This window comes from Sporomusa sp. (assembly GCF_035561255.1).
In the GTDB taxonomy this organism is placed as follows: domain Bacteria; phylum Bacillota; class Negativicutes; order Sporomusales; family Sporomusaceae; genus Sporomusa.
This window is the reverse complement of the sequence record NZ_DATMXX010000333.1, coordinates 25599-44792: the sequence shown is the minus strand read 5'-3', so window position 1 is coordinate 44792 and position 19194 is coordinate 25599. Positions and strand designations below refer to the sequence as shown.

Here is a 19194-nt window from a genome sequence, read left to right as displayed (position 1 = left end):
TTATACTACTGTTCTTCTCCAGATGTCAATTGTTTCTAAATAATTTCAATAAGTGTTAATTTATTGCTGGAGGCAACTAAAATTTAGTCATTATTGTTATTTTTCCCATTTAGATTTGATGTTTTTCCGGCAACCAGCTTGTGACTGCGAACTGCCGGCTGCTTACACGCTGCCCAGATACCGCCACTAACAATGAGCAAGCCGCCGATGATGTGAGGGAATCCGATTGCTTCATCTAAAAATAAAGCACCCAGTAATGCCCCATACAGGGGCAGCGTATTATAGAAAACCATGGCGCCGCTTGGACCAAGGCGGGCGACCCCCGCATTCCAGGCGTAGAATCCGATAGCCGCAGGAACAATGCCTAAATAAACAGTAAGCAAGATTAATCTGGCATCAATAATGACAGGAATCCGTTGCAATTCCTCGATGGCCAGCAGGCAAAGCACCGGCAAACCGATAAACATTGACAAAGCCGTAGCAGATATTGAAGAACGATATCGCAAAACCCTGCTGCTAATAACAGAATAAAGGCCCCAGATGGCAACTGCAATCAGGATAATAAGGTCCCCCCTGTTAAACTGCGCTGTCTGCCAAAAGGCTAAAGATCCACCTGAAATCAAATACAATACGCCAATCAAGGCAAGTATGGCGCCGCCAATCTGCCGCTTGGACATAGGCTCTTTGATAAGCCAGGTTGCAAAGAGGCCGGTCAGCAGCGGTGCTAAGCCATTAATAATAGTACTATTGACGGCTGTCGTGTAGTGTAGTCCCCAATACAGGACCGGTGAAAAAAGCACGATTCCAGTCAGGGCCATCGCAGCCAGCAGCCGCCAGTCCTTGCCAACCTGCCGTTCTGCCGGCGGTTGTTGCCGGAGGATTATCGCAAATATAAGTGACGCGATAAGAAATCTGGCGCTGGAAATCGTAATCGGCCCAATAGAATCTTTCAACAAACGCCCTAATACCATATTGGAGGCCCAGAGTAACGTGGCCAAATTTACACAACCAATCCCGATCATCCGGCTTACCCTTTCCTGCTTCATATACCAACCTGCCTTTACTGTTCAGTGCGATACTTGACTAACTGCCTGTTACTGTTTACCAAAATTATAGCAAATTCCTGCAAAATTCCTAGATAAAATTAAAACAGGACTGCGCTCTAACGGCGGTCCTGTTTGTCTATGCCTAAATAACTGTATTATAACACCCGTTCGCCCAATAAAGATCCCATCAGGGCCACTGCAACTTTCGCTGTTTGATTGCGATTATCCAGCACTGTATTGACCTCTACAAACTCAGCGCTTGTCACAATATTAGCCGACGAAAGCAACTCCATGGCCAAATGGCTTTCACGGTATGTCAGCCCACCCAATACCGGGGTGCCGACCCCTGGCGCATAGATTGGATCCATGACATCCATATCAAAGCTCACATGAACGCCCTCTGTGCCTGTTGACACAATCCGGATGGCCTCTTCCATCACCTTGGCCATGCCCAGGATGTCAACCTCATGCATCGTGTACACGGTAACACCAAGTTCTCTCAGGAGTACTTTTTCCCCCCGGTCCAGGTCGCGCACACCAATCATCACAAATTTGTGTGGGTCAAGTTTTACATCCTGACCGCCTACCCCGGTCAGCCGTTCATGGCCCAGCCCGAAGCTCACCGCTACCGGCATGCCGTGAATATTACCTGTGGGTGATGTCTCAGCAGTATTAATGTCGCCATGAGCATCAAACCAGAGAACGCCTAGCTTCTTTTTATGCTGCAGCACGCCGGACATTGTCCCGATCGCAATACTGTGATCGCCTCCCAGCACTAACGGAAAACGGCCTTTTCTCATTTCCTCAGCAACTCGCTGGCACAACTCAGTATTAACCCTTTCAATCTCATCCAGGTACTTTAGTTTGCTTCCGTCCACATAGCAGGAATCTGGCCTGTTAGGCAAAATATCGCCCCGGTCGTCAATGTCATAACCAAGCTCCTGGAGTTTTTCCCGTACCTTGGCATAACGGATAGCACTAGGCCCCATATCGACGCCGCGGCGGTCAGCCCCGAGATCCAGTGGTACACCGATAATCGAAATAAGGTTATTAATTGTCGGATTCATGTGGGGGTGTCCCCTTTCATCACTATATACAACGCATTAAAGTTTTGCAGGCGGGTGGTGTGTTGGCAAAAGCGGAATATATAGTTTATTATTTGCTTAGAATAGTGCCAAACCACATAATCCAGAGGCAATGATAAGAAAAATCGGCGGTATATTCGTCTTAATCAGCAATACTAATGACAAACCCATAATCATTATGCTCTTTATCTCAAAATTCCATGACGAAATTGCAATATTTACTCCATTTCCAATTCCATGCGCCGAGAAGATTATACCATTCTCGCTGGCCATCTTCAAGGCTGCAACAAAGATAATACCCGGAATAACGGCCTTAAGCCCATACAAAACGCCTTGAGCAGCAGGATGTGAATTGCATTTGAAAAAATAGGCTGCTGCAAGAACTACCAGCAATACACAGGGTATCAAAATACCCAAGAAGGCTGCCGCCGCCCCTGCAAAACCATGTATCTGATAACCAAGGCCAAGTGCGGCATTGACTGCTACAGGCCCGGGGGACATTGCGGCTATTGCTATCGTATCTGTCATATCCTGAGTCGCCAGCCAGCGGTGGCGCCCAATCGCTTCCAGCATAATCGGGATCATAACATACCCGCCGCCAAAGCATAGTAATGAGATTTTAAAGAAAATAAGAAATAACTGATAGGACATCATCATTTCTCCTTGCGCAAAGCAAACTCACACTTTATAACTACCTGCAGCACATAACCAATGATCCCACCGGCCAGGATGACCGGGATTGTTGCTTCAGCCACCAAAATACAAGCAAGCCCTGCCACTAGACACAAAACTTTCGCACACCTGTTCTGAAGTGAGGTTTTACCGGTCTTGTAAGCCGCCCACAGAATGAACCCTACCACGGTTGGCCGTATGCCGGAAAAAGCTGCTGCAAACAGCGGGTTATTTTTATCCTTCAATAGCAGCATAGACAAAGCTAATACAATGATGCCCGGGGGCAGCAGATTGCCACATACCGCTATAATGGCCCCTGGAATTCCCCTTAGTTTGTACCCAATGAAAGCGGCGGCATTAATCCCGACGGCACCGGGGAGACAACCGGTTACAGCAAATATATCAGTGATCTGCTCTGAAGCAATCCACTGCTTGTGGTCTACAACCTCACGTTCGATAACAGGCATCATTGCATAGCCTCCGCCAAACGAAAAAGCACCAATTTTAAAAAACACCAAAAACAAGTCAGTGAGCCGGCACTTGTACTCCATCATCCGCCCCCAATACAGAAACAACCTTATTTGTGTGCTTACTTTATAGGCTAACGCTTACTTCTTTACCTAATTATACCAGAAAAAGCCTGAACCGCCCTATTGTTTAGACAGGGGGATCAGGCTTTTTTTATCTACAAAGCATTAAAATATTGCAGGCGGGTGGTGTGTTGATAACACGCCACCCGCCTGCGTCAGCCAAAATCTTTACTATGGGATATATAGACTAGTAGAATAAAAAGAAATTTGCGGCGATGATTACAATCAAAGCCCCGGCCATTGGAATTGCGGTCCGCTTAACAACATCAAACGGCGATACACCACCCATGCTTGACGAAACCACAATAACAGCAGTAATGGGAGAGATTGCCCGGGCGGCACTTGCCGCAAAATGCATCGGCAGCAGCATCACCACCGGTGCCACCGACATTTTGGCCGCAACAGTGGGGGTTAATGCGGCAAAGGCAAAAAACGGCGCATTGCCTGAACCCATAACAACTGATGCCACTGCGATGATACCTACCATAACCAGAATCATGCCGGCTGCACCAAATCCTGAAGACTGGGCGGAGGCAATGATAGCGTCAATCGTGCCAATCGTCATGAGTCCTTTGGCAAAGGTTTCACCGGCGACAATCAGCGTAATAACATTGGCCATCTGCAGCCCCAGGCCGTCAAAGAACGATTGTATGTCGGCAAAAACTTTTTTTCCATCCCGAAAACGGACATACTCAAAGATCATACCAATCGCCACACCAATAAACATCGCTTTAATAATATCCATCTTAATCCAGGAAATCCAGAGACTGCTAAAAATCAGAATTAGCACTAAAGGCAAGGCCGGCAATATTGCATAAATCATCGGCGGCATATTGTCATCTGCCTCTGCGGCTACTAACTCTGTAGCCTGAACTACATGGCCATCCCTTTTATCAAACCATTTTTGCGTGAAATAATGGAGCACCGCTACAACCGGTATAACAGCAATAGCAATAGGAATCTGGTAGTTGGTCCAGTAAAGAACCGGATCAATGCCGGCAGTCGTAGCCGACAGGATGGTCCCGGTGTCACTGGGGCTCCAGTCAAGACAAAGGGTTGTGGCGATAACCGCAGTTGCCGACAACCGGCTGACCCCCAGGCTGATCAGCACCGGGAACACAGTTACCATCAGCAGCATTGCCAGACCGGAGGCACTGTTGATGCACAATCCTAAAAGCATGCCTAACACCCAGGCCCCTGCCATCACCAAATAAGGCGACCGGAGTGCCAATAGCGGCTTAATTGTCAATTTAACCAGGGCCTTACTGGCCCCGATATGATCCATGTAGCGGGCAAAGCCACCCACAGCCATAATATTCAGACCAAGTCCGGCTGCCCGGGAGCTCATTGTCTGTTTGATAAATTCGAATGCATCAAAAAGTACTGAACCGGTGCTGTCTTTGACCGGCAGAATCTTGCCAAGGCCAAGGGCAACTGCTACAAACATGAGAATTAAACCAGCCATAAACAAAACAGGCTGCGGCTTATACTTTTTGACGATCAGATAACCGACCCAAAAAGTCACGAGTAAAGAAATTATAATACCCACTTTTTCTACCTCCATTTTTTTGCATTACATCAGCTTTACCTGTACATATATATCCTTTAACAGCACCCCCTTATTCCTCTTCCTTACTTAATTTCTTGCCAGCCTTGTATGTCGGTAATGCCCAAACCCGGCGCATCAGGGATAATTATCTGGTTCTTGGAAAAGCTTACGCCGCCGACAACCGGATCCTGGGCCAACAGCACAGCCGCATCCAGATCTGATTTATCAACAATCACCTTGCCGCCGGCAAGACTTGCCGCCGCTGTAATTCCCACCTTGCTCTCCAGCATGCAGCCCATCATACACTTAACACCCATGGTCTCGGCAAAATGGGCAATTTTGATCGCATTATGCAGGCCGCCTGCTTTCATCAATTTGATATTAATCAAATCACAGGCTTGCATAGCCAGTAACTGAAACACCTCATAAACACCAAAAGCCGCCTCATCTGCCATAATATCAGTTTCAACATGTTCTGTGACATATTTGAGCCCACTGAAATCATGGGCCTTTACCGGTTGTTCAATCAATTCAATATCCAGTCCCATATCCTCAAATTTGCGGATAGTCCGGACAGCTTCCTTGGGACTCCAGCCCTGATTGGCATCAAGCCGTATCTTTACATCATAACCGACAGCAGCGCGGATGGCTTGCACCCTTTTAATATCAAGAGCCGCATCTGTGCCTACTTTAAGCTTCAGTTCTGTATAACCTGCCGCCACTGCCTCCAGCGAGTCCTGTACCATCTCTTCCGGGGCATTGACACTAATCGTTAAATCGGTTGTAATCACATTACGGTAACCACCTAACAATTTATATAGCGGGATACCGTGCCGTTTGCCAAACAGGTCATACACAGCAATGTCCAGTGCCGCTTTTGCCGAGCTATTGTGCAGCATTGCACCATCAATTGTTGTCATGATTCCTTCCAGGTTGTCAACATCCATGCCGATTAACCGGGGGCCAATTGTATCGCGAATGGCGGCAATGACCGAATCCTGACTGTCCCCGGTAATCACGGCAGTTGGCGGCGCATTCCCAAAGCCGGTTTCCCCGGTATCAGCAATCATCTTAATGATAATATCCTCAGCTGAATTAACCTGCCGCAGGGCTGTCTTAAAGGGTTTCTTTAACGGAATGCTCACCTTGCCAATTCTAATCGCTGTAATCTTCATATGTAGCCATCTCCTTTATCCTCTATTTTATAATCAATCCGGCATAAACAAGCCCACATAATTTAAAGAAAATATGGCTTGCGCCGAGCCTCTGCGCCAGATGAAACCGGCGTTGCTATATATTCCTCATTAATGAAGTTTGCAGGCGCAGGCGGGTGGTGCAAGACTTTAAAAATCCAGCATAATAAACCCTCTATGCAGAAGGTGTATCATGCTGGATTTTATCTACGTCTACGCGAGCGTGTTTTAACAAGCGTCCGGTAAACAAAGCAGCCCTTTATAGGTATTTAATCATTTAGGTCAAGAGGCATGCCATTCATTATGCGAAAGAACTTCTTTTGAGCATCTTTATAAGCAACCAAAATAGCTTTTTGAGATGAACCGAAATAACGGGACTCAACCTGCTGCTTAACAGTTTCAAACTCTTCCTGCAAACTTCTCCCGGCAAACAAACTACAGATAAATTCAGCGGTGGTTGAAACCATCGCCGAGCTGCCACAAGCTACAATCTTACCGGTTTCCCGCTCCACCACAAAACCAATAAAAAACTGTCCATAATGGTGAGTAATCGGATTATTCTGCTGGGACTTGGCATTACCGACTATATAGATGGTATTCTCTGCAAACATCTCGATTCTCCATCTAGGTTCTTAATAAATGTAATATTCGAGAAAAATGATTATATTCCTCTCGCCATTTTTCTTATTTTCAACATTTCCATACGGTTGTCTCTTGTGACTGAATGTGGCCGGGTTATCTACAAGGCAGGAAAATAAGCAGCCTGCAGGGAATAACTTCACGAGCATTATCTGTAAGAAAGAGGGGTACCTATGAAGCTTATATCTTGGAATGTAAACGGGCTGAGAGCCTGTCTGGGTAAGGGATTTGAGGATTTTTTCGCCAGTGCTGATGCCGATATCTTTTGTGTTCAGGAAACTAAAATGCAGCAAGACCAGTCAGAGCTGGTTTTGGCCGGATATGACGAGTACTGGAACAGTGCTGTGAAGAAGGGCTATTCCGGCACTGCTATTTTCACCCGGATAAAACCACGGGCAGTTACCTGTGGCATGAATATAGCTGAACATGATCAGGAGGGCCGGATCATCACCCTGGAGTTTGATCAATTTTTTCTTGTCAATGTATATACTCCTAATTCGCAGCGCGGGCTTATGCGGCTGGATTACCGGATCAAATGGGAAAATGATTTCAGAGACTATCTATTACATCTTGATAGAATAAAGCCTGTCATTATGTGTGGTGATCTCAATGTGGCCCACGAAGAAATCGATATTAAGAATCCTAAGGCAAACCGGAAGAACGCCGGCTTTACTGATGAGGAAAGAAATAATATGACAGTCTTGCTTGCATCCGGATTTACCGACTCTTTCCGGTCTTTATACCCAGAGAAAAGCGATGCCTATACCTGGTGGTCCTATATGATGAACGCCAGAGCCCGTAACATTGGCTGGCGTATTGACTACTTTATCCTTTCCAACAGGCTGACAGCATCGATTAAGGATGCATTCATTTATCCTGACGTTATGGGCAGCGATCATTGTCCCATTGGCCTGGAATTATCCTAATAAATATTGTCGACCACAAAAAGGTACTGTGCTGAAACTAGCGTTTCGGCACAGTACCTTTGCGTGGTCGACATTGATACAGGGCTCTAATGAATTGCTTTCTTCTTGAACCTTCCGCCCATTACCTCATGGACATCGTTAATTGTAACAAAGGCACCCTCATCAATCTCGTCGATGATGGACTTTAGCTTAGCCATCTCAAGCCTTGTAATGACAGAATACAGGACATCCTTGCGTTCCTTCGTATACCCGCCCTCACCATGCAGGACAGTAACCCCCCTGCCTAAACGGGCCATCAGTGCATCGGCAATTTCGTCCGGTCTATCAGATACAATCATGACAGCCTTCGATTCATCCAACCCCTCAATGACTACATCAATCACCTTAAAGGCGATAAAATAGGCAACAAGGGAATACATGGCCTTATCCCAGGTAAACACAAGTCCGGCACTTGTGAGGATGAACAGATTGAAGAACATGATGATTTCGCCCACTGAAAAACTTGTGCGCTTATCCAGTATAATGGCAACAATCTCTGTCCCGTCAAGCGAGCCGCCATAACGAATAATTAGTCCGACGCCTATCCCGATAATAATCCCCCCGAAGACCGCTGCCAAAAACAAATCATTGGTTAAGCCTGGTATGGGATGAAAAACTGATACCCAATAGGATAAAGACAGGATAGAAAAAAGCGTCGATATGGCAAACGTTTTACCGATCTGGACGTATCCCAGATATAAAAATGGTAAATTGAGCAGCACCAGGAACAGGCTTAGCGGTAATCCTGACAAATGGCTGGCCATAATGGACAGTCCCACAATCCCCCCGTCAATAATATTGTTAGGAACGAGAAAGATTTCCAAACCTACCGCCGTTATGATGGCCCCAAAGAAAAGCATTGCATACTTCTTAACATTCTTTACAGTTTGATTTTTTTTCGGCATGTATAACCTCCCATTAATTGTTTTTTCCGTTATAAATAGTTATTTTCTTCACTCCTAACGCTATTTCCTGCTCACTTTTTGCAAATAATACGAAAACTACTGATTGGGTGTGCCATTGGGCCGCAACAGGGGTTTTTCGCCTTTAATTGCCTGTACAAATTCAAATGCCTGCTTGACTTTTTCCGCTTCACCCTCAATGATTACTACGACTGAACCTTCCGAGCCGGCAATGCCCCCTGAGCCAATATGGTAAACCTGAACCCCGAACAGCGTACTTAGGGCCTGGATCTCAGTGACCACCACTGCATTGATAATCGGCATCATCCCGATTGGGCTGCCGGTGCTATATGTGTAGCTCTTATTACCGCTGTGTTTTACGGCTTCGGCTATGCTGGGGATCATTTTTTCCAGGCTTACAGGCATTATTAGCCGCGCTCCGCGGGCATATATGGTGCCTAAGGCCGAACCAATTGTCCCTCCCGCCTGATGTGCCATAAAAACGGCTGCATTGAATTGACTGTCAACCGCATTTGCCCCTTTTATAAAAACGTCCTTGTCAGAAAATAGTTCAAGCGCCTGCTCGGCTCTGATATCCTTACGAACGCCCTTGTGCAACACAATTGGAAAGATATAATCCGGATTATCCGGGGTGTTCCACGTTTCTCCCAGCGTTATGTGCCCTGAAATGAAATTCTCTTTAATCAGGGGAGCACCGAGCAGCTCTTCCGCAACATAACCGTTGGTACTGCCTGTTGCCACAACAATCCAGCCATTTGTTAAGGCCGCTTTGATCTCGGGGAGCTGAACAACCGCTTTGGCAATTAACCGCCTTGATTCATAAGGGGTTATGACAATAAACGCTCTTTCTGAATGCATATCAACACCTCCACTTGGGTTATTATTCCCCAATTATCCCCTGCTAGGCAAAAAACCTGCAACTAAACCGATAAGAAAACTATTCAGTCATTCAAGCACTTTGATTCCGGACAATACTCCCACACCTAATTAAGACACAAATTTAATATAATGCGTTGTTCTTCGCTGAAAAGTATATAACAGCCTGGGATTATATGTTATATTATAGTGGATTACTCAGTGGAAGGGTGGTCGGTATGAAAAATATTACAGTACTTGCGACCGGCGGAACGATTGCCGGGGTATCTCACTTTCCAACAGATACTGTCAGCTACCAACCGGCCATAGTGCCAATTGACGAGATATTAAACCAAATTGGTTCAATACACAGCACGGCAACGATCACCTGTGAGCAACTCATACAGATTGACAGTGCCGATATGAGCCATGCTGTCTGGCTTCAACTGGCTGACCGTATCAACACCTTGCTGCAACAACAGGCTGTTGACGGGGTTGTTGTAACCCACGGAACAGACACCCTTGAGGAAACTGCCTATTTCTTAAATTTAGTCATCAAAAGTCAAAAGCCGGTAGTACTGGTAGGAGCCATGCGCCCGTCAACCGCGATAAGCCCTGACGGTCCCATGAATCTCTATAATGCCATCATCCTGGCAGCAAGCCCATCCGCCTGGGGAAAAGGGGTACTTGTTGCATTAAACGATACCATAAATTGCAGTCGTGATGTGACCAAAACGAACACTGCACTCCAGGACACCTTTAAGGCCCCTGAGCTGGGCTACCTGGGGTATATTGTCGATAACCAGCCTCATTTCTATCGTATGCCGACACGTAAACATACCTATCTAACCGAGTTTGATATTATCGGTATTACCAAACTGCCGCAGGTTGAGATTATCTACGGGCATGTTGATGATAGCGGTACCCTGGCCTGCGCTGCTGTGGCGGCAGGTGCCCAAGGCCTGGTGTATGCCGGGCTTGGCAATGGCAATATGTCGCAGCACATGCAGAATGTCTTTAGCGCCATTCAGCGTCAGGGCATTGTAGTGGTGCGTGGCAGCAGGGTCTGCAATGGTATAGTCACCCGCAACGGGGCTTTAAATGATGACCAATATCACTTCTTAGTAGCTGATACCCTTAGCCCGCAGAAAGCCAGAATTCTGCTTATGCTGGCCTTAATGAAGACGAACAACCCGGATGAGATACAAAACATGTTTTGGACCTACTAGCAGATTATCATTTGGGCTTCATTTACTACTTCGGTAATTAGCTGTTAAGATAGTTATATAGCTTGACTGACAATTCCATTACCCTTACAATGTAATATGTATGGCGAAGATGCCTGCCAGTGGGGGACACAGGCAGGCATCTTTCTTTGAGGGGGAGAACATATGTCTGATGATAACAACAATATTATTGACGCATCCATTCTGCTTGCTGAACTAAAAGATGCTAATAATGCCATGAGCAAGGTAATTAGTACAATCCAGCAAATTGCTCAACAAACCAACCTGCTGTCATTAAACTCAGCGATCGAAGCAGCAAGAGCCGGCGAGGCCGGACGGGGCTTTGGCGTTGTCGCCGACGAGATTAAAAAGTTAGCCACCCGCAGCTTTGCCGCTACAAAAGAGAGTACCATCATTATTGAAAACATCCAGTCCAAAGCAAATGAAGTCATGGCGGTGCGAACAGCCGATGTAGCTTATGACACAATCGACAAGATTGACCGCAATCTCTTTGAACGCAATTGTGATGCCCAGGCCTGGGCCGGTTTCTCACAGGTAAAAAATGCCTTATCGTCAACCGCCGCTAACCATATTGAACAGGCTAACACCTTATTGAAAACACTTGTTGAGATTTACGAAGTCTATTTTGATTTATATGTACTTGATGCCCAAGGCACAATAGTAGCGGCCGGTATACGCCGTGAACTGATTGGCGAAAAGATGTCTGACAGGAGTTGGTTTCAGGAGGTTAAGGCCGCTAAAACCATCTCTGTCACTGATCTTTATTTTTCCTCAGTAGAAAAACGCCATACAGTAGCCTATTCCTGCCCTGTCCGCAGTGATGCCGGTGAGATTATCGGCTATTTTTCATCCCGGTTTAACTGGGAATACATTTATGATATTCTGGATTCAGCCCGTATCGGTAAGCAGGGAGATGTAGCGATCATCAACAAGGACGGCTATGTTATCGCCTGTCCAAGCCGCAAGGGTATTCTAACAGATAACCTGAAAAACCTGGAAGCGGCTCAGCGTGCGATGCAAGGCGCTACCTACGGTTATACCCTGGAGAAAGACAGTCGTGGCAATACCAAGATTTATGGCTATGCCCGTACACGCGGGTACAATGCCTATAAGGGTAAGAACTGGTCTGCCATAATCAGTGAGATTATCTAATAATTATCTAACCCATGCATCCTGGAATTATTTTTTTTATAAGCCTATGTCAAATACCCCGGACTTACTTTTCCGTAAGTCCGGGGTATTTCTCTAGCAGCCTGCTGACAATTAATCTTTTTTGGGTACAGGCCTTATCTGGCAGGCATACGGATTACAGGCATAGCCACAGGCCGGGCATTTATCAAATTTCGTATCCTTTGTTGTCCAGATATGGCCGCAGGCTGTACATTTAAAACCATCCCCTGTATTCTCTGATTCCTTCACATGATATTGAGTCATAGAATCCCCTCCTAAGCTGTCCCGGTACTACGTGTAGTCACGACATAAAGAGCGTAACAATCAATGTCAGCAGTGCAATTGTTAAGGCCGGCGGATCAACATGGGTATCGCCACTGTTCATGGTTTTACCAAAAAAGTCTCCCAGGAGAGCACCCAGTACCCCGAATAAGCCACCTGCCCAGATGCTGCCTGTTGCCATAGCTGCCAGAGCTGCCGGCAGCGCCAAATGATGGGTTACCGGTCCAACACCCATGAACTGAAGAAAAATCAGGGTAGTTGCAGCAACCCCAAACCCGATTACAGCATTTTTGGTAACAAGCGAGGCATAACCTGAGATTAACCCTACACCTAAGCCTAAAACAATCAGAAATACAACAGTCCTGCTATCAGGCATGGCGTAACCGCCAAATAGTTTGCCATTACCAAAAACAAGCCTGGCAATAATACCTGACAGGGCAACTGTGAGAGCAACTGTATCGGTTGGCGTGCCCATACCGGCAAGCAGCTTCTGGACAACCAGCCCGGCAGCCCCAAATATTCCACCAACCAGCAGGATATAGCCATCATTAAATTTGGCCAGCGGCATTAAAATATTATTCCCGGCCTCCAGCCCGCGCTTCCCGGCAAACGCAGTCGCCGCAACGCCGCCGGCAAAAGCAATATGGGGACCGAAATAAGGTCCGAATGCCAGATCTGTCATGTTAGCCAGAACCAGGACACCTGCCATAATGAATGCCGGCAACGCACCGATTGCCGCGCCGAGGATCCCGCCGCCGAATGCAGCCGCTATTTCAACTGCAGAAAACATGTAGCTCAACCTCCTTTAGTTTAATAAGCAACCGGGTTAGAATAATGCTTTGTGTAAAGACTGATGCGGCGCCGCCAGGACCAGATGATCCACCAGAAATCCATGCTCCTGGATGGCACTGACGCCAGCGCGAACAGCCGAGTTGACTGCCCCAACCTCTCCGGTCAGGGAAATGACCGCCTTCCCCCCCATACCGCGGGCCAAACGAACCTCCAGCAATTCAATCGCCGCGGCTTTTGCCGCGGTGTCGGCTGCAACAATGGCAGATGCCACAGAATAAGTTTCGATAATTCCCAATGCTTTGATATTCTTAACATCTGTACTGCCTGTTAAAGCCTTAAAGATGTCCTTATGGATATTAGGCAGCACTGTTTCATCAACTATATTCTCCGAGCCGCCTGCAGCCCGGCCGCTGCGTACGGCGTTCTGCACCCCGCCTACATCCCCGGCAATCATGATAATATACTTGCCGGGGCATAAGGAATTAGCCATAATGAGCTCTACGTTTGCTGCCTTTAGCATAGCATCGGCAACTAAGAAGCCTTTAGCGATATTTTTGACTTCCATGATTCCTATCGAGTGTTTCATTGTTATCCTCCCTGGCTAATTACACTGCACGAATACCTATCCAAGTGTCAATATTATATACTTGTCCGGAAATACTGGCATGAAGGGTGGCCCCCAGCGCCGCGCCCGCAGGAATAACGGCGACGATATCCCCCTTATTGACCCTTGTGCCAACCTCAACAACCGGCTGCGAGGGTGCCCCGATGTGCTGCGACAATAACAGTTTTACCTGAGCTGTGGTCACCGGTTCCAGACGCAGCGGCGCTTTCACATCATATTGTTCCAGCCCCAGACGGTACAGCAGCCGCTTGGTTGGAATACGCCGGTTCTCCCTGCCTAGCTGAGCATGCTGAGGTTTCATAGTATTGGGGTTTTTAAGGCCGGCCTTGCCAAATTGCTGCTTAAGTTCAGCATTAACCCGCCGGGGTGATAACCCCATCGTGCAGCCGTAGGTCTCACAGGCACCACATTCCGAACAGAGAAATGCTTTGGCAAGCACCTCGGTCTCATTCATTTGCCCGCTGCCAATTGCCTGCATAATCCGGTGCGGTTCTAATCTATGACCCAACAGGTAGCGGGGACACACATCTGTGCAGGCCCGGCAGTTGCAGCACACCGCTTTGGCCCGATTGGCAATAACCGGCCAGGGTGTTCTTTTTTGCACCACCAGTGAATGCCCTTCAGGCAGCAAGATAAGCCCGCCGGTTGTTTTAGTAATAACTGAGTCAGCAGGGATAATCCGGCCCATCATCGGTCCGCCATCGATAATCGCAAAGTCACTGACTGTAGAGCCCCCTGCCAGTTGGATTACCTCGCCTACCGCCATCCCAATCGGTACGCGTACTGTAAGGGGATGCCGGGCAGCACCTGTGACTGTAACATATTTTTCGATAACAGGCTGGCCTTCCAGCGCCAGCGCTACATTGACCAGGGTTTCAACATTAGCCACAACGACGCCGACATGCAGGGGAATGCCGCCCTCAGGCACAATCCGGCCGGTAACCTCATGGACAAGCACCTGTTCATCACCGGCCGGATACATGTCAGGTATGAAAAACAGTTCAATGTCTGTGGCGTTCATCTGCTGTAGTTCTGTTTGCAGTTTAGCGATTGCAGCCTCATATTTACGTTTTATCCCGATATAGCCGCGCCTGGCCCCGGTGGCCAGCATTACGGTTTGCAGCCCCAGAATGAGTTTGGCACTCTCGCTCACCATAATATTCTGGTGAGCCCTAAGCAAAGGCTCGCACTCAGCGCCATTCACAATGACGATTTCAGCATCTGCGTTAACCTTGATATGTGTTGGAAACCCGGCACCACCGGCACCGACGACACCGGCTGCCTTAACGGCAGCAACAATCCTGTCACGCATGACTGCACCTGCTTCCCATTAGGATTAAACCCCTCATACGATCGAAAGTGCATCAACAAGAACACAGCGGCGCTGACGGGTAAAGCTGCGGGCCGAGGTTAGGCCCTCGCCGGTAGGTCCGGCAATGGTGAAGGTGGTAAAACCCTCCCCGCCGACGCCGATGCCGGCATAGGACGGCGCATTCTTTACGAAAATCGTTGTTTCTACCGCCTTGGCAAAACGGGTCAGATTATCGACACTTTGGGAATGCATGACCGCGGTATGACGATTGCCATGCTCAACACTGACCGCCAATTGTATGGCTTCCTCCACATTTCTCACCCGGATGACCGGCAGTACCGGCATCATCAGTTCCTCCAGCACGAAGGGATGATCTGCTGCGGTTTCACAAATAATGACCCGGATATCGTCAGGTACATCAATGCCAATCTGTTTTATTATATATTTGGCATCTTTACCCACAAAATTCTTATTAACGCCGAATGTTTTCTTGGGTTTTTCCGTACAGCCGCTGGCCGCAAGTTCTTCTTTTTCGGTCAGAATCACCCGTTCCAGCCGTTCAATATCCTGCCCGGAGATTAAATACCCGCCATATTTTTGCATAAAAGTAATCAGCCGGTCAGCAACGGCACTGACAACAATGGCTTCTTTTTCAGCAATGCAGGGTAGATTGTTATCAAAGGAACAGCCTGCCATAATATCACGGGCAGCCCGTTCAATATTGGCACTTTCATCGACAATAACCGGCGGATTGCCGGCACCGGCGCCAATCGCCTTTTTCCCTGAGGACATAACAGCCTTGACCACAGCCGGGCCGCCTGTTGCGACCAGCATGTTAATCTGAGGATGTACCATCATGGCATTCGTGGCCGCTAATGAGGGTTCTGCTACCGCCGTTAACAGGTTGGCAGGGCCCCCGGCTTTGATAATTGCCTCATTTAAGAGTCTAATTGCGGTAAGCGAGGTATTTTTGGCTGTCGGATGCGGGCTGAATACTACCGAGTTCCCGGCGGCAATCATGCCTATGCAATTTGAGATAACAGTTTCTGAGGGATTGGTTGTAGGCGTTATGGCCCCGATTACGCCAAATGGCCCCATCTCAATCAGCGTTAGTCCGGTATCCCCGCTCCAGGCCTCGGTGCGAAGATCCTCCGTCCCCGGGGTGTTACGGGCGGCAAGCTGATTCTTAAGAACCTTGTCAGATACACGCCCCATCCCTGATTCCTGTACAGCCATTTCGGCTAACATCGCAGCGCTGGCATAGGCAGCCTCCCGCATGGCGCTGATTAACCCTTCCCGTTTTTCAATGGTTAACTTTCTCAGCTGTTTTTGCGCAGTATGAGCGGCAGACACAGCTTCATCAATTGTATTAAAAATCCCGCTATTTCCCGAACCATGATTGCCTTGCTGCTGAACTCTGGCCATCACTTCGGCCGTAATCCGGGAAATAAGGTTTTGGTCAATATTCATTGTTTTCCTCCTTTATATAGCTGACAAACCAGCCTGAGCTACCACCATATCCTGCTCAACAGACCCACCACTTACCCCGATTCCGCCGATCAACAGTCCCTGCTCATAGATGGGCAGACCACCGCCGAATATAACCAGGCGGCCACTGTTGGTGGTATTGATACCAAATAGCTGCTGGCCGGGGACAGCAACTATCGCTGCCTGTTCTGTCGGCATTTTCAAAGCCACTGCGGTATAGGCCTTGTCCAGGGCAAGTGCGATGCTTGCCAGCAGCGCGTTATCCATCCGTTCCTGGGCAACCAGATTGCCGCCACTGTCCACCACGGCGATGACCATGGGAACCCCTATTTCACGGGCCTTGTTCTCAGCCGCCGCGATGCCGCGCCTGGCTTTGTTTAACAGCGGCTGCTCAGCAGCCTGACTTTTGATTTCCGGTGATCCCTGAAGAACTGCCTGCACCTGACTGGTAACCCTTTCAACCAGCTCTTCCTGTTCATTACATCTGGCCAATACAAATAATAAGTCCGATAAACGGTTTAGATATAGCTGTACCGGTGCGGTCACCGGCTCCTGCCGCTTTAACGCGACAACACACCGTTCTGCCCGCCGCACGATGGTTCGGGCTAAATCCATGGCTGCACTGGCCGGCGTGTCCCCTGGTGTGACAAAATACGGTTGAGGGATACGGCGTTGCTCTAAGCTGTCAATAATCTTCTCCAAGCCTTCTACATGGCTGGTAGTAATCCGGTAGTTATCACTGTTTTCCGGCTCTGCTGTGGCTAAATCGGCGTTTAAACCAATTAATTCCTGCTGGATTTTATGGATAATCGCCGCTGCCCATTCCTTAGCCGTCAGGGATTTAGCCAAGCCCATCGCAGCATTAGCCTCATCCACAGTCCCGTAGGCCTGTACCCTGATATTATCTTTAAAAACCCGTTCTTTGCTCAGCAGGCTGGTCTGACCTTTATCGCCAGTTTTTGTATACACCTTCATGTGTACCTACTCCTCAAGTAAATCCTTATTGATCTCCATACTGTCGATAATCCCGATAATGGCCGCATCCACGGCAGCCTTGCTATTGCCGGTTACATGGCGGGCTGCACTGCCATTTACAACAAGCACCGTTTCGCCTGTCCCGGAACCGATTGCGTCGATTGCGACAATCGGCTCGCCGGCACCACGCTTGCTGCGGAGCGGCTGGACGATTAAGAGTTTACTGCCTGTCAGACTATCGTCTTTGGGCGTAGCCACCAGGGTACCAATTACCTTTCCTACCCACATCGCCATCTTCCTTCCTGCGGCTAGTCATTGCCTAGCTCATTTGACAACAATCTCCACTTTTAATGCCCGGGCAATATCACGGGCCAGCGGGGTTACAATTGTGCCTTGGGTAATCACAATTGTTTTTGTCCCGCTATTCACAGCGCCTTTAACCGACTCGGCATGAAGAACCCTTTTTTTAGCCAGCTTATCCTGTGCATATGGTTTTATTTCTTTAGCCAGGGCTTGCTGCGCGGCGGCAGCCAGATTTTCTACCGGAGTGAGTTTGATCCCATAGGTTGCAATTTTTTTCAGGTTTGCCTGCAGGGCCTCCCGCAGCGCCGGCAACAAATTCGACATGTTCTTTTCGCCGCGCCGGTTATCGTCAGGATCGGCTGCGTTTGTTGCCGCAATTACCGGTTTTCCCAGCATGAGCGCCTGCAGGATCAGGGTGAGTACCATCGAATCAGCCAGAGTATTTGCAAGCTTTGCGGCAGAGTTCTGGGTTAATACCGGAATAAGCACAATGTCTGCGGCCCGCAGTGCCGGCCCCGGATAGGGAGAGGTACTGGTAAGAACGGAAGTATTGCTGCCAAGTGCTTGCCTGATGCGGTCTGTATCCAGAATCTTTTCAGCAGCCGCGGAAAGCACGACAGTGAGCCCGGTATTCAGGCTTTGAATATGCGTCAACTGTAGCAAGCCTGCCTCAAACCCAATCGTCCCACCGGTAAAGATAGCGAGTGCTTTGTAGAGCGAACCGCCAGGGTGAGCCGGCATATTACCGCTAATAATACTTAACTGGCGCAAAACCTCCGCTGTAACTGTCTCTACAATTTTTTCATTGTCCACGCTAGTTCCCCCACTTGTCACAGACTGACAATATCACCTGTTTTAAGCTCTGTCGCATTCGCTTCATCTGTGTCGATGTGAAACTCCAACCTGAAGTTCGGGTGCACCCGGATCAGCACATTGTCAAAAGTACCGCCGCGGGGTCCGGCAAGTTTAACAGTTACCCGCTCCCCGTCAGCAACCTTTAGCCTTTGTGCATCTGCTGCCTGCATATGGATATGGCGTGCGGCACAGATTACTCCCTGCCTCAGGGTAACGGCCCCCATTGGCCCGACAACAACAATGCCGGCCGATCCTTCAATCTGGCCTGAGTCCCGCAGCGGTGGTGCAATGCCGAGACTAAACCCATCAGTACGTGATATTTCAATCTGGGTAAAATTTCGTACAGGCCCCAGAATACGCACCTTGGCGATAATCCCCTTAGGCCCTACCAGGGTAACTGTTTCTTTTGCCGCATACTCACCAATCTGCTTCAGATCTTTCTCTTTGGTAAGACTATACCCCTGGCCAAACAGGGTTGCCAGATGTTCGGCTGAGACATGGATATGGCGGTTAGAGACACCTACCGGGATGCCTGGTGGTGTTTGTCCCTCACCACACATTTCTGCTAAGATTCTGGCCACGACCTGTTCCACTATTTTTTGCTCCATAACACACCTCTTTTAACATT

At 48.3% G+C, this 19194-nt stretch carries 21 protein-coding genes; 3 read left to right on the top strand and 18 right to left on the bottom strand.

Annotated features, from left to right (window positions below):
* Positions 1-83 precede the first annotated feature (83 nt).
* From VN379_RS18620 to VN379_RS18590, 7 genes are all read right to left on the bottom strand, one after another.
* Complete coding sequence (locus VN379_RS18620; RefSeq protein ID WP_325536572.1) at positions 84-1046, bottom strand: DMT family transporter; 963 nt, start codon at positions 1044-1046, stop codon at positions 84-86.
* A gap of 155 nt (positions 1047-1201) precedes the next feature.
* On the bottom strand, positions 1202-2113 hold the full coding sequence (gene rocF / locus VN379_RS18615; protein ID WP_325536570.1) for an arginase: 912 nt from the start codon (positions 2111-2113) through the stop codon (positions 1202-1204).
* Positions 2114-2209: 96 nt separating this feature from the next.
* The gene (locus tag VN379_RS18610; RefSeq protein ID WP_325536568.1) at positions 2210-2782 is read right to left on the bottom strand and encodes a chromate transporter; all 573 of its coding nucleotides are present in this window, start codon (positions 2780-2782) and stop codon (positions 2210-2212) included.
* 2 nt (positions 2783-2784) lie between these two features.
* Positions 2785-3357 carry a chromate transporter gene (locus tag VN379_RS18605; RefSeq protein WP_325536566.1) on the bottom strand — a complete coding sequence of 191 codons (573 nt, stop codon included), beginning with the start codon at positions 3355-3357 and terminating at the stop codon, positions 2785-2787.
* A 223-nt stretch (positions 3358-3580) separates the two neighbouring features.
* Positions 3581-4957 carry a C4-dicarboxylate transporter DcuC gene (gene dcuC, locus VN379_RS18600; RefSeq protein ID WP_325536564.1) on the bottom strand — a complete coding sequence of 459 codons (1377 nt, stop codon included), beginning with the start codon at positions 4955-4957 and terminating at the stop codon, positions 3581-3583.
* A 68-nt stretch (positions 4958-5025) separates the two neighbouring features.
* Positions 5026-6117: a dipeptide epimerase gene (locus VN379_RS18595; RefSeq protein ID WP_325536562.1), complete on the bottom strand. Its 1092-nt coding sequence runs from the start codon at positions 6115-6117 to the stop codon at positions 5026-5028.
* A 287-nt stretch (positions 6118-6404) separates the two neighbouring features.
* The gene (locus VN379_RS18590) at positions 6405-6746 is read right to left on the bottom strand and encodes a DUF3870 domain-containing protein (RefSeq protein ID WP_325536560.1); all 342 of its coding nucleotides are present in this window, start codon (positions 6744-6746) and stop codon (positions 6405-6407) included.
* 201 nt (positions 6747-6947) lie between these two features.
* On the opposite strand from VN379_RS18590, the gene VN379_RS18585 reads away from it, so the two are divergent.
* Positions 6948-7700, top strand: coding sequence for an exodeoxyribonuclease III (locus VN379_RS18585; RefSeq protein ID WP_325536558.1), 753 nt, complete (start codon positions 6948-6950; stop codon positions 7698-7700).
* An 86-nt stretch (positions 7701-7786) separates the two neighbouring features.
* Here VN379_RS18585 and VN379_RS18580 read toward each other — a convergent pair whose 3' ends face one another.
* Positions 7787-8644 carry a YitT family protein gene (locus tag VN379_RS18580; protein WP_325536556.1) on the bottom strand — a complete coding sequence of 286 codons (858 nt, stop codon included), beginning with the start codon at positions 8642-8644 and terminating at the stop codon, positions 7787-7789.
* A gap of 96 nt (positions 8645-8740) precedes the next feature.
* Positions 8741-9520: a hypothetical protein gene (locus VN379_RS18575; RefSeq protein ID WP_325536554.1), complete on the bottom strand. Its 780-nt coding sequence runs from the start codon at positions 9518-9520 to the stop codon at positions 8741-8743.
* Positions 9521-9756: 236 nt separating this feature from the next.
* Between VN379_RS18575 and VN379_RS18570 the strand changes: the two genes are divergently transcribed.
* Together VN379_RS18570 and VN379_RS18565 are read left to right on the top strand one after the other, a co-directional pair.
* A complete protein-coding gene (locus VN379_RS18570) occupies positions 9757-10746 on the top strand; it encodes an asparaginase (protein WP_325536552.1) in 990 nt (329 codons plus the stop codon).
* Between the two features lie 162 nt (positions 10747-10908).
* The gene (locus VN379_RS18565; protein WP_325536550.1) at positions 10909-11916 is read left to right on the top strand and encodes a methyl-accepting chemotaxis protein; all 1008 of its coding nucleotides are present in this window, start codon (positions 10909-10911) and stop codon (positions 11914-11916) included.
* A gap of 111 nt (positions 11917-12027) precedes the next feature.
* On the opposite strand, the gene VN379_RS18560 is transcribed toward VN379_RS18565, so the two are convergent.
* Genes VN379_RS18560 through pduL form a run of 9 tightly spaced genes read right to left on the bottom strand, consistent with a single transcriptional unit; the run spans position 12028 to position 19174 of the window.
* Complete coding sequence (locus VN379_RS18560) at positions 12028-12198, bottom strand: hypothetical protein (RefSeq protein WP_325536548.1); 171 nt, start codon at positions 12196-12198, stop codon at positions 12028-12030.
* Positions 12199-12235: 37 nt separating this feature from the next.
* The gene (locus VN379_RS18555) at positions 12236-13006 is read right to left on the bottom strand and encodes a hypothetical protein (protein WP_325536546.1); all 771 of its coding nucleotides are present in this window, start codon (positions 13004-13006) and stop codon (positions 12236-12238) included.
* Between the two features lie 36 nt (positions 13007-13042).
* Positions 13043-13594: a BMC domain-containing protein gene (locus tag VN379_RS18550; protein ID WP_325536544.1), complete on the bottom strand. Its 552-nt coding sequence runs from the start codon at positions 13592-13594 to the stop codon at positions 13043-13045.
* Between the two features lie 19 nt (positions 13595-13613).
* A complete protein-coding gene (locus VN379_RS18545; protein ID WP_325536542.1) occupies positions 13614-14945 on the bottom strand; it encodes a 4Fe-4S dicluster domain-containing protein in 1332 nt (443 codons plus the stop codon).
* A gap of 33 nt (positions 14946-14978) precedes the next feature.
* Entirely contained in the window at positions 14979-16415 is a 1437-nt protein-coding gene (locus tag VN379_RS18540; RefSeq protein WP_325536540.1) for an aldehyde dehydrogenase family protein, read from the bottom strand.
* Between the two features lie 12 nt (positions 16416-16427).
* Complete coding sequence (locus VN379_RS18535; RefSeq protein ID WP_325536538.1) at positions 16428-17408, bottom strand: cob(I)yrinic acid a,c-diamide adenosyltransferase; 981 nt, start codon at positions 17406-17408, stop codon at positions 16428-16430.
* A 6-nt stretch (positions 17409-17414) separates the two neighbouring features.
* A complete protein-coding gene (locus VN379_RS18530) occupies positions 17415-17702 on the bottom strand; it encodes a EutN/CcmL family microcompartment protein (RefSeq protein WP_325536536.1) in 288 nt (95 codons plus the stop codon).
* A gap of 30 nt (positions 17703-17732) precedes the next feature.
* Positions 17733-18524, bottom strand: a complete 792-nt coding sequence (locus VN379_RS18525; protein ID WP_325536534.1) for a flavoprotein — start codon at positions 18522-18524, stop codon at positions 17733-17735.
* A gap of 17 nt (positions 18525-18541) precedes the next feature.
* A complete protein-coding gene (gene pduL / locus VN379_RS18520) occupies positions 18542-19174 on the bottom strand; it encodes a phosphate propanoyltransferase (RefSeq protein ID WP_414715015.1) in 633 nt (210 codons plus the stop codon).
* Positions 19175-19194: the final 20 nt, after the last annotated feature.

Excerpts from the sequence above, each read along its gene's own strand:
- VN379_RS18550 (WP_325536544.1), bottom strand. The coding sequence starts at position 13,594 with ATGAAACACTCGATAGGAATCATGGAAGTCAAAAATATCGCTAAAGGC.
- VN379_RS18590 (WP_325536560.1), bottom strand. The coding sequence starts at position 6,746 with ATGTTTGCAGAGAATACCATCTATATAGTCGGTAATGCCAAGTCCCAG.
- VN379_RS18565 (WP_325536550.1), top strand. The coding sequence starts at position 10,909 with ATGTCTGATGATAACAACAATATTATTGACGCATCCATTCTGCTTGCT.
- rocF (WP_325536570.1), bottom strand. The coding sequence starts at position 2,113 with ATGAATCCGACAATTAATAACCTTATTTCGATTATCGGTGTACCACTG.
- VN379_RS18620 (WP_325536572.1), bottom strand. The coding sequence starts at position 1,046 with ATGAAGCAGGAAAGGGTAAGCCGGATGATCGGGATTGGTTGTGTAAAT.
- VN379_RS18585 (WP_325536558.1), top strand. The coding sequence starts at position 6,948 with ATGAAGCTTATATCTTGGAATGTAAACGGGCTGAGAGCCTGTCTGGGT.
- VN379_RS18555 (WP_325536546.1), bottom strand. The coding sequence starts at position 13,006 with ATGTTTTCTGCAGTTGAAATAGCGGCTGCATTCGGCGGCGGGATCCTC.
- VN379_RS18535 (WP_325536538.1), bottom strand. The coding sequence starts at position 17,408 with ATGAAGGTGTATACAAAAACTGGCGATAAAGGTCAGACCAGCCTGCTG.
- VN379_RS18570 (WP_325536552.1), top strand. The coding sequence starts at position 9,757 with ATGAAAAATATTACAGTACTTGCGACCGGCGGAACGATTGCCGGGGTA.
- VN379_RS18545 (WP_325536542.1), bottom strand. The coding sequence starts at position 14,945 with ATGCGTGACAGGATTGTTGCTGCCGTTAAGGCAGCCGGTGTCGTCGGT.
- pduL (WP_414715015.1), bottom strand. The coding sequence starts at position 19,174 with ATGGAGCAAAAAATAGTGGAACAGGTCGTGGCCAGAATCTTAGCAGAA.
- VN379_RS18540 (WP_325536540.1), bottom strand. The coding sequence starts at position 16,415 with ATGAATATTGACCAAAACCTTATTTCCCGGATTACGGCCGAAGTGATG.
- VN379_RS18580 (WP_325536556.1), bottom strand. The coding sequence starts at position 8,644 with ATGCCGAAAAAAAATCAAACTGTAAAGAATGTTAAGAAGTATGCAATG.
- dcuC (WP_325536564.1), bottom strand. The coding sequence starts at position 4,957 with ATGGAGGTAGAAAAAGTGGGTATTATAATTTCTTTACTCGTGACTTTT.
- VN379_RS18530 (WP_325536536.1), bottom strand. The coding sequence starts at position 17,702 with ATGGCGATGTGGGTAGGAAAGGTAATTGGTACCCTGGTGGCTACGCCC.
- VN379_RS18605 (WP_325536566.1), bottom strand. The coding sequence starts at position 3,357 with ATGATGGAGTACAAGTGCCGGCTCACTGACTTGTTTTTGGTGTTTTTT.
- VN379_RS18610 (WP_325536568.1), bottom strand. The coding sequence starts at position 2,782 with ATGTCCTATCAGTTATTTCTTATTTTCTTTAAAATCTCATTACTATGC.
- VN379_RS18560 (WP_325536548.1), bottom strand. The coding sequence starts at position 12,198 with ATGACTCAATATCATGTGAAGGAATCAGAGAATACAGGGGATGGTTTT.
- VN379_RS18595 (WP_325536562.1), bottom strand. The coding sequence starts at position 6,117 with ATGAAGATTACAGCGATTAGAATTGGCAAGGTGAGCATTCCGTTAAAG.
- VN379_RS18575 (WP_325536554.1), bottom strand. The coding sequence starts at position 9,520 with ATGCATTCAGAAAGAGCGTTTATTGTCATAACCCCTTATGAATCAAGG.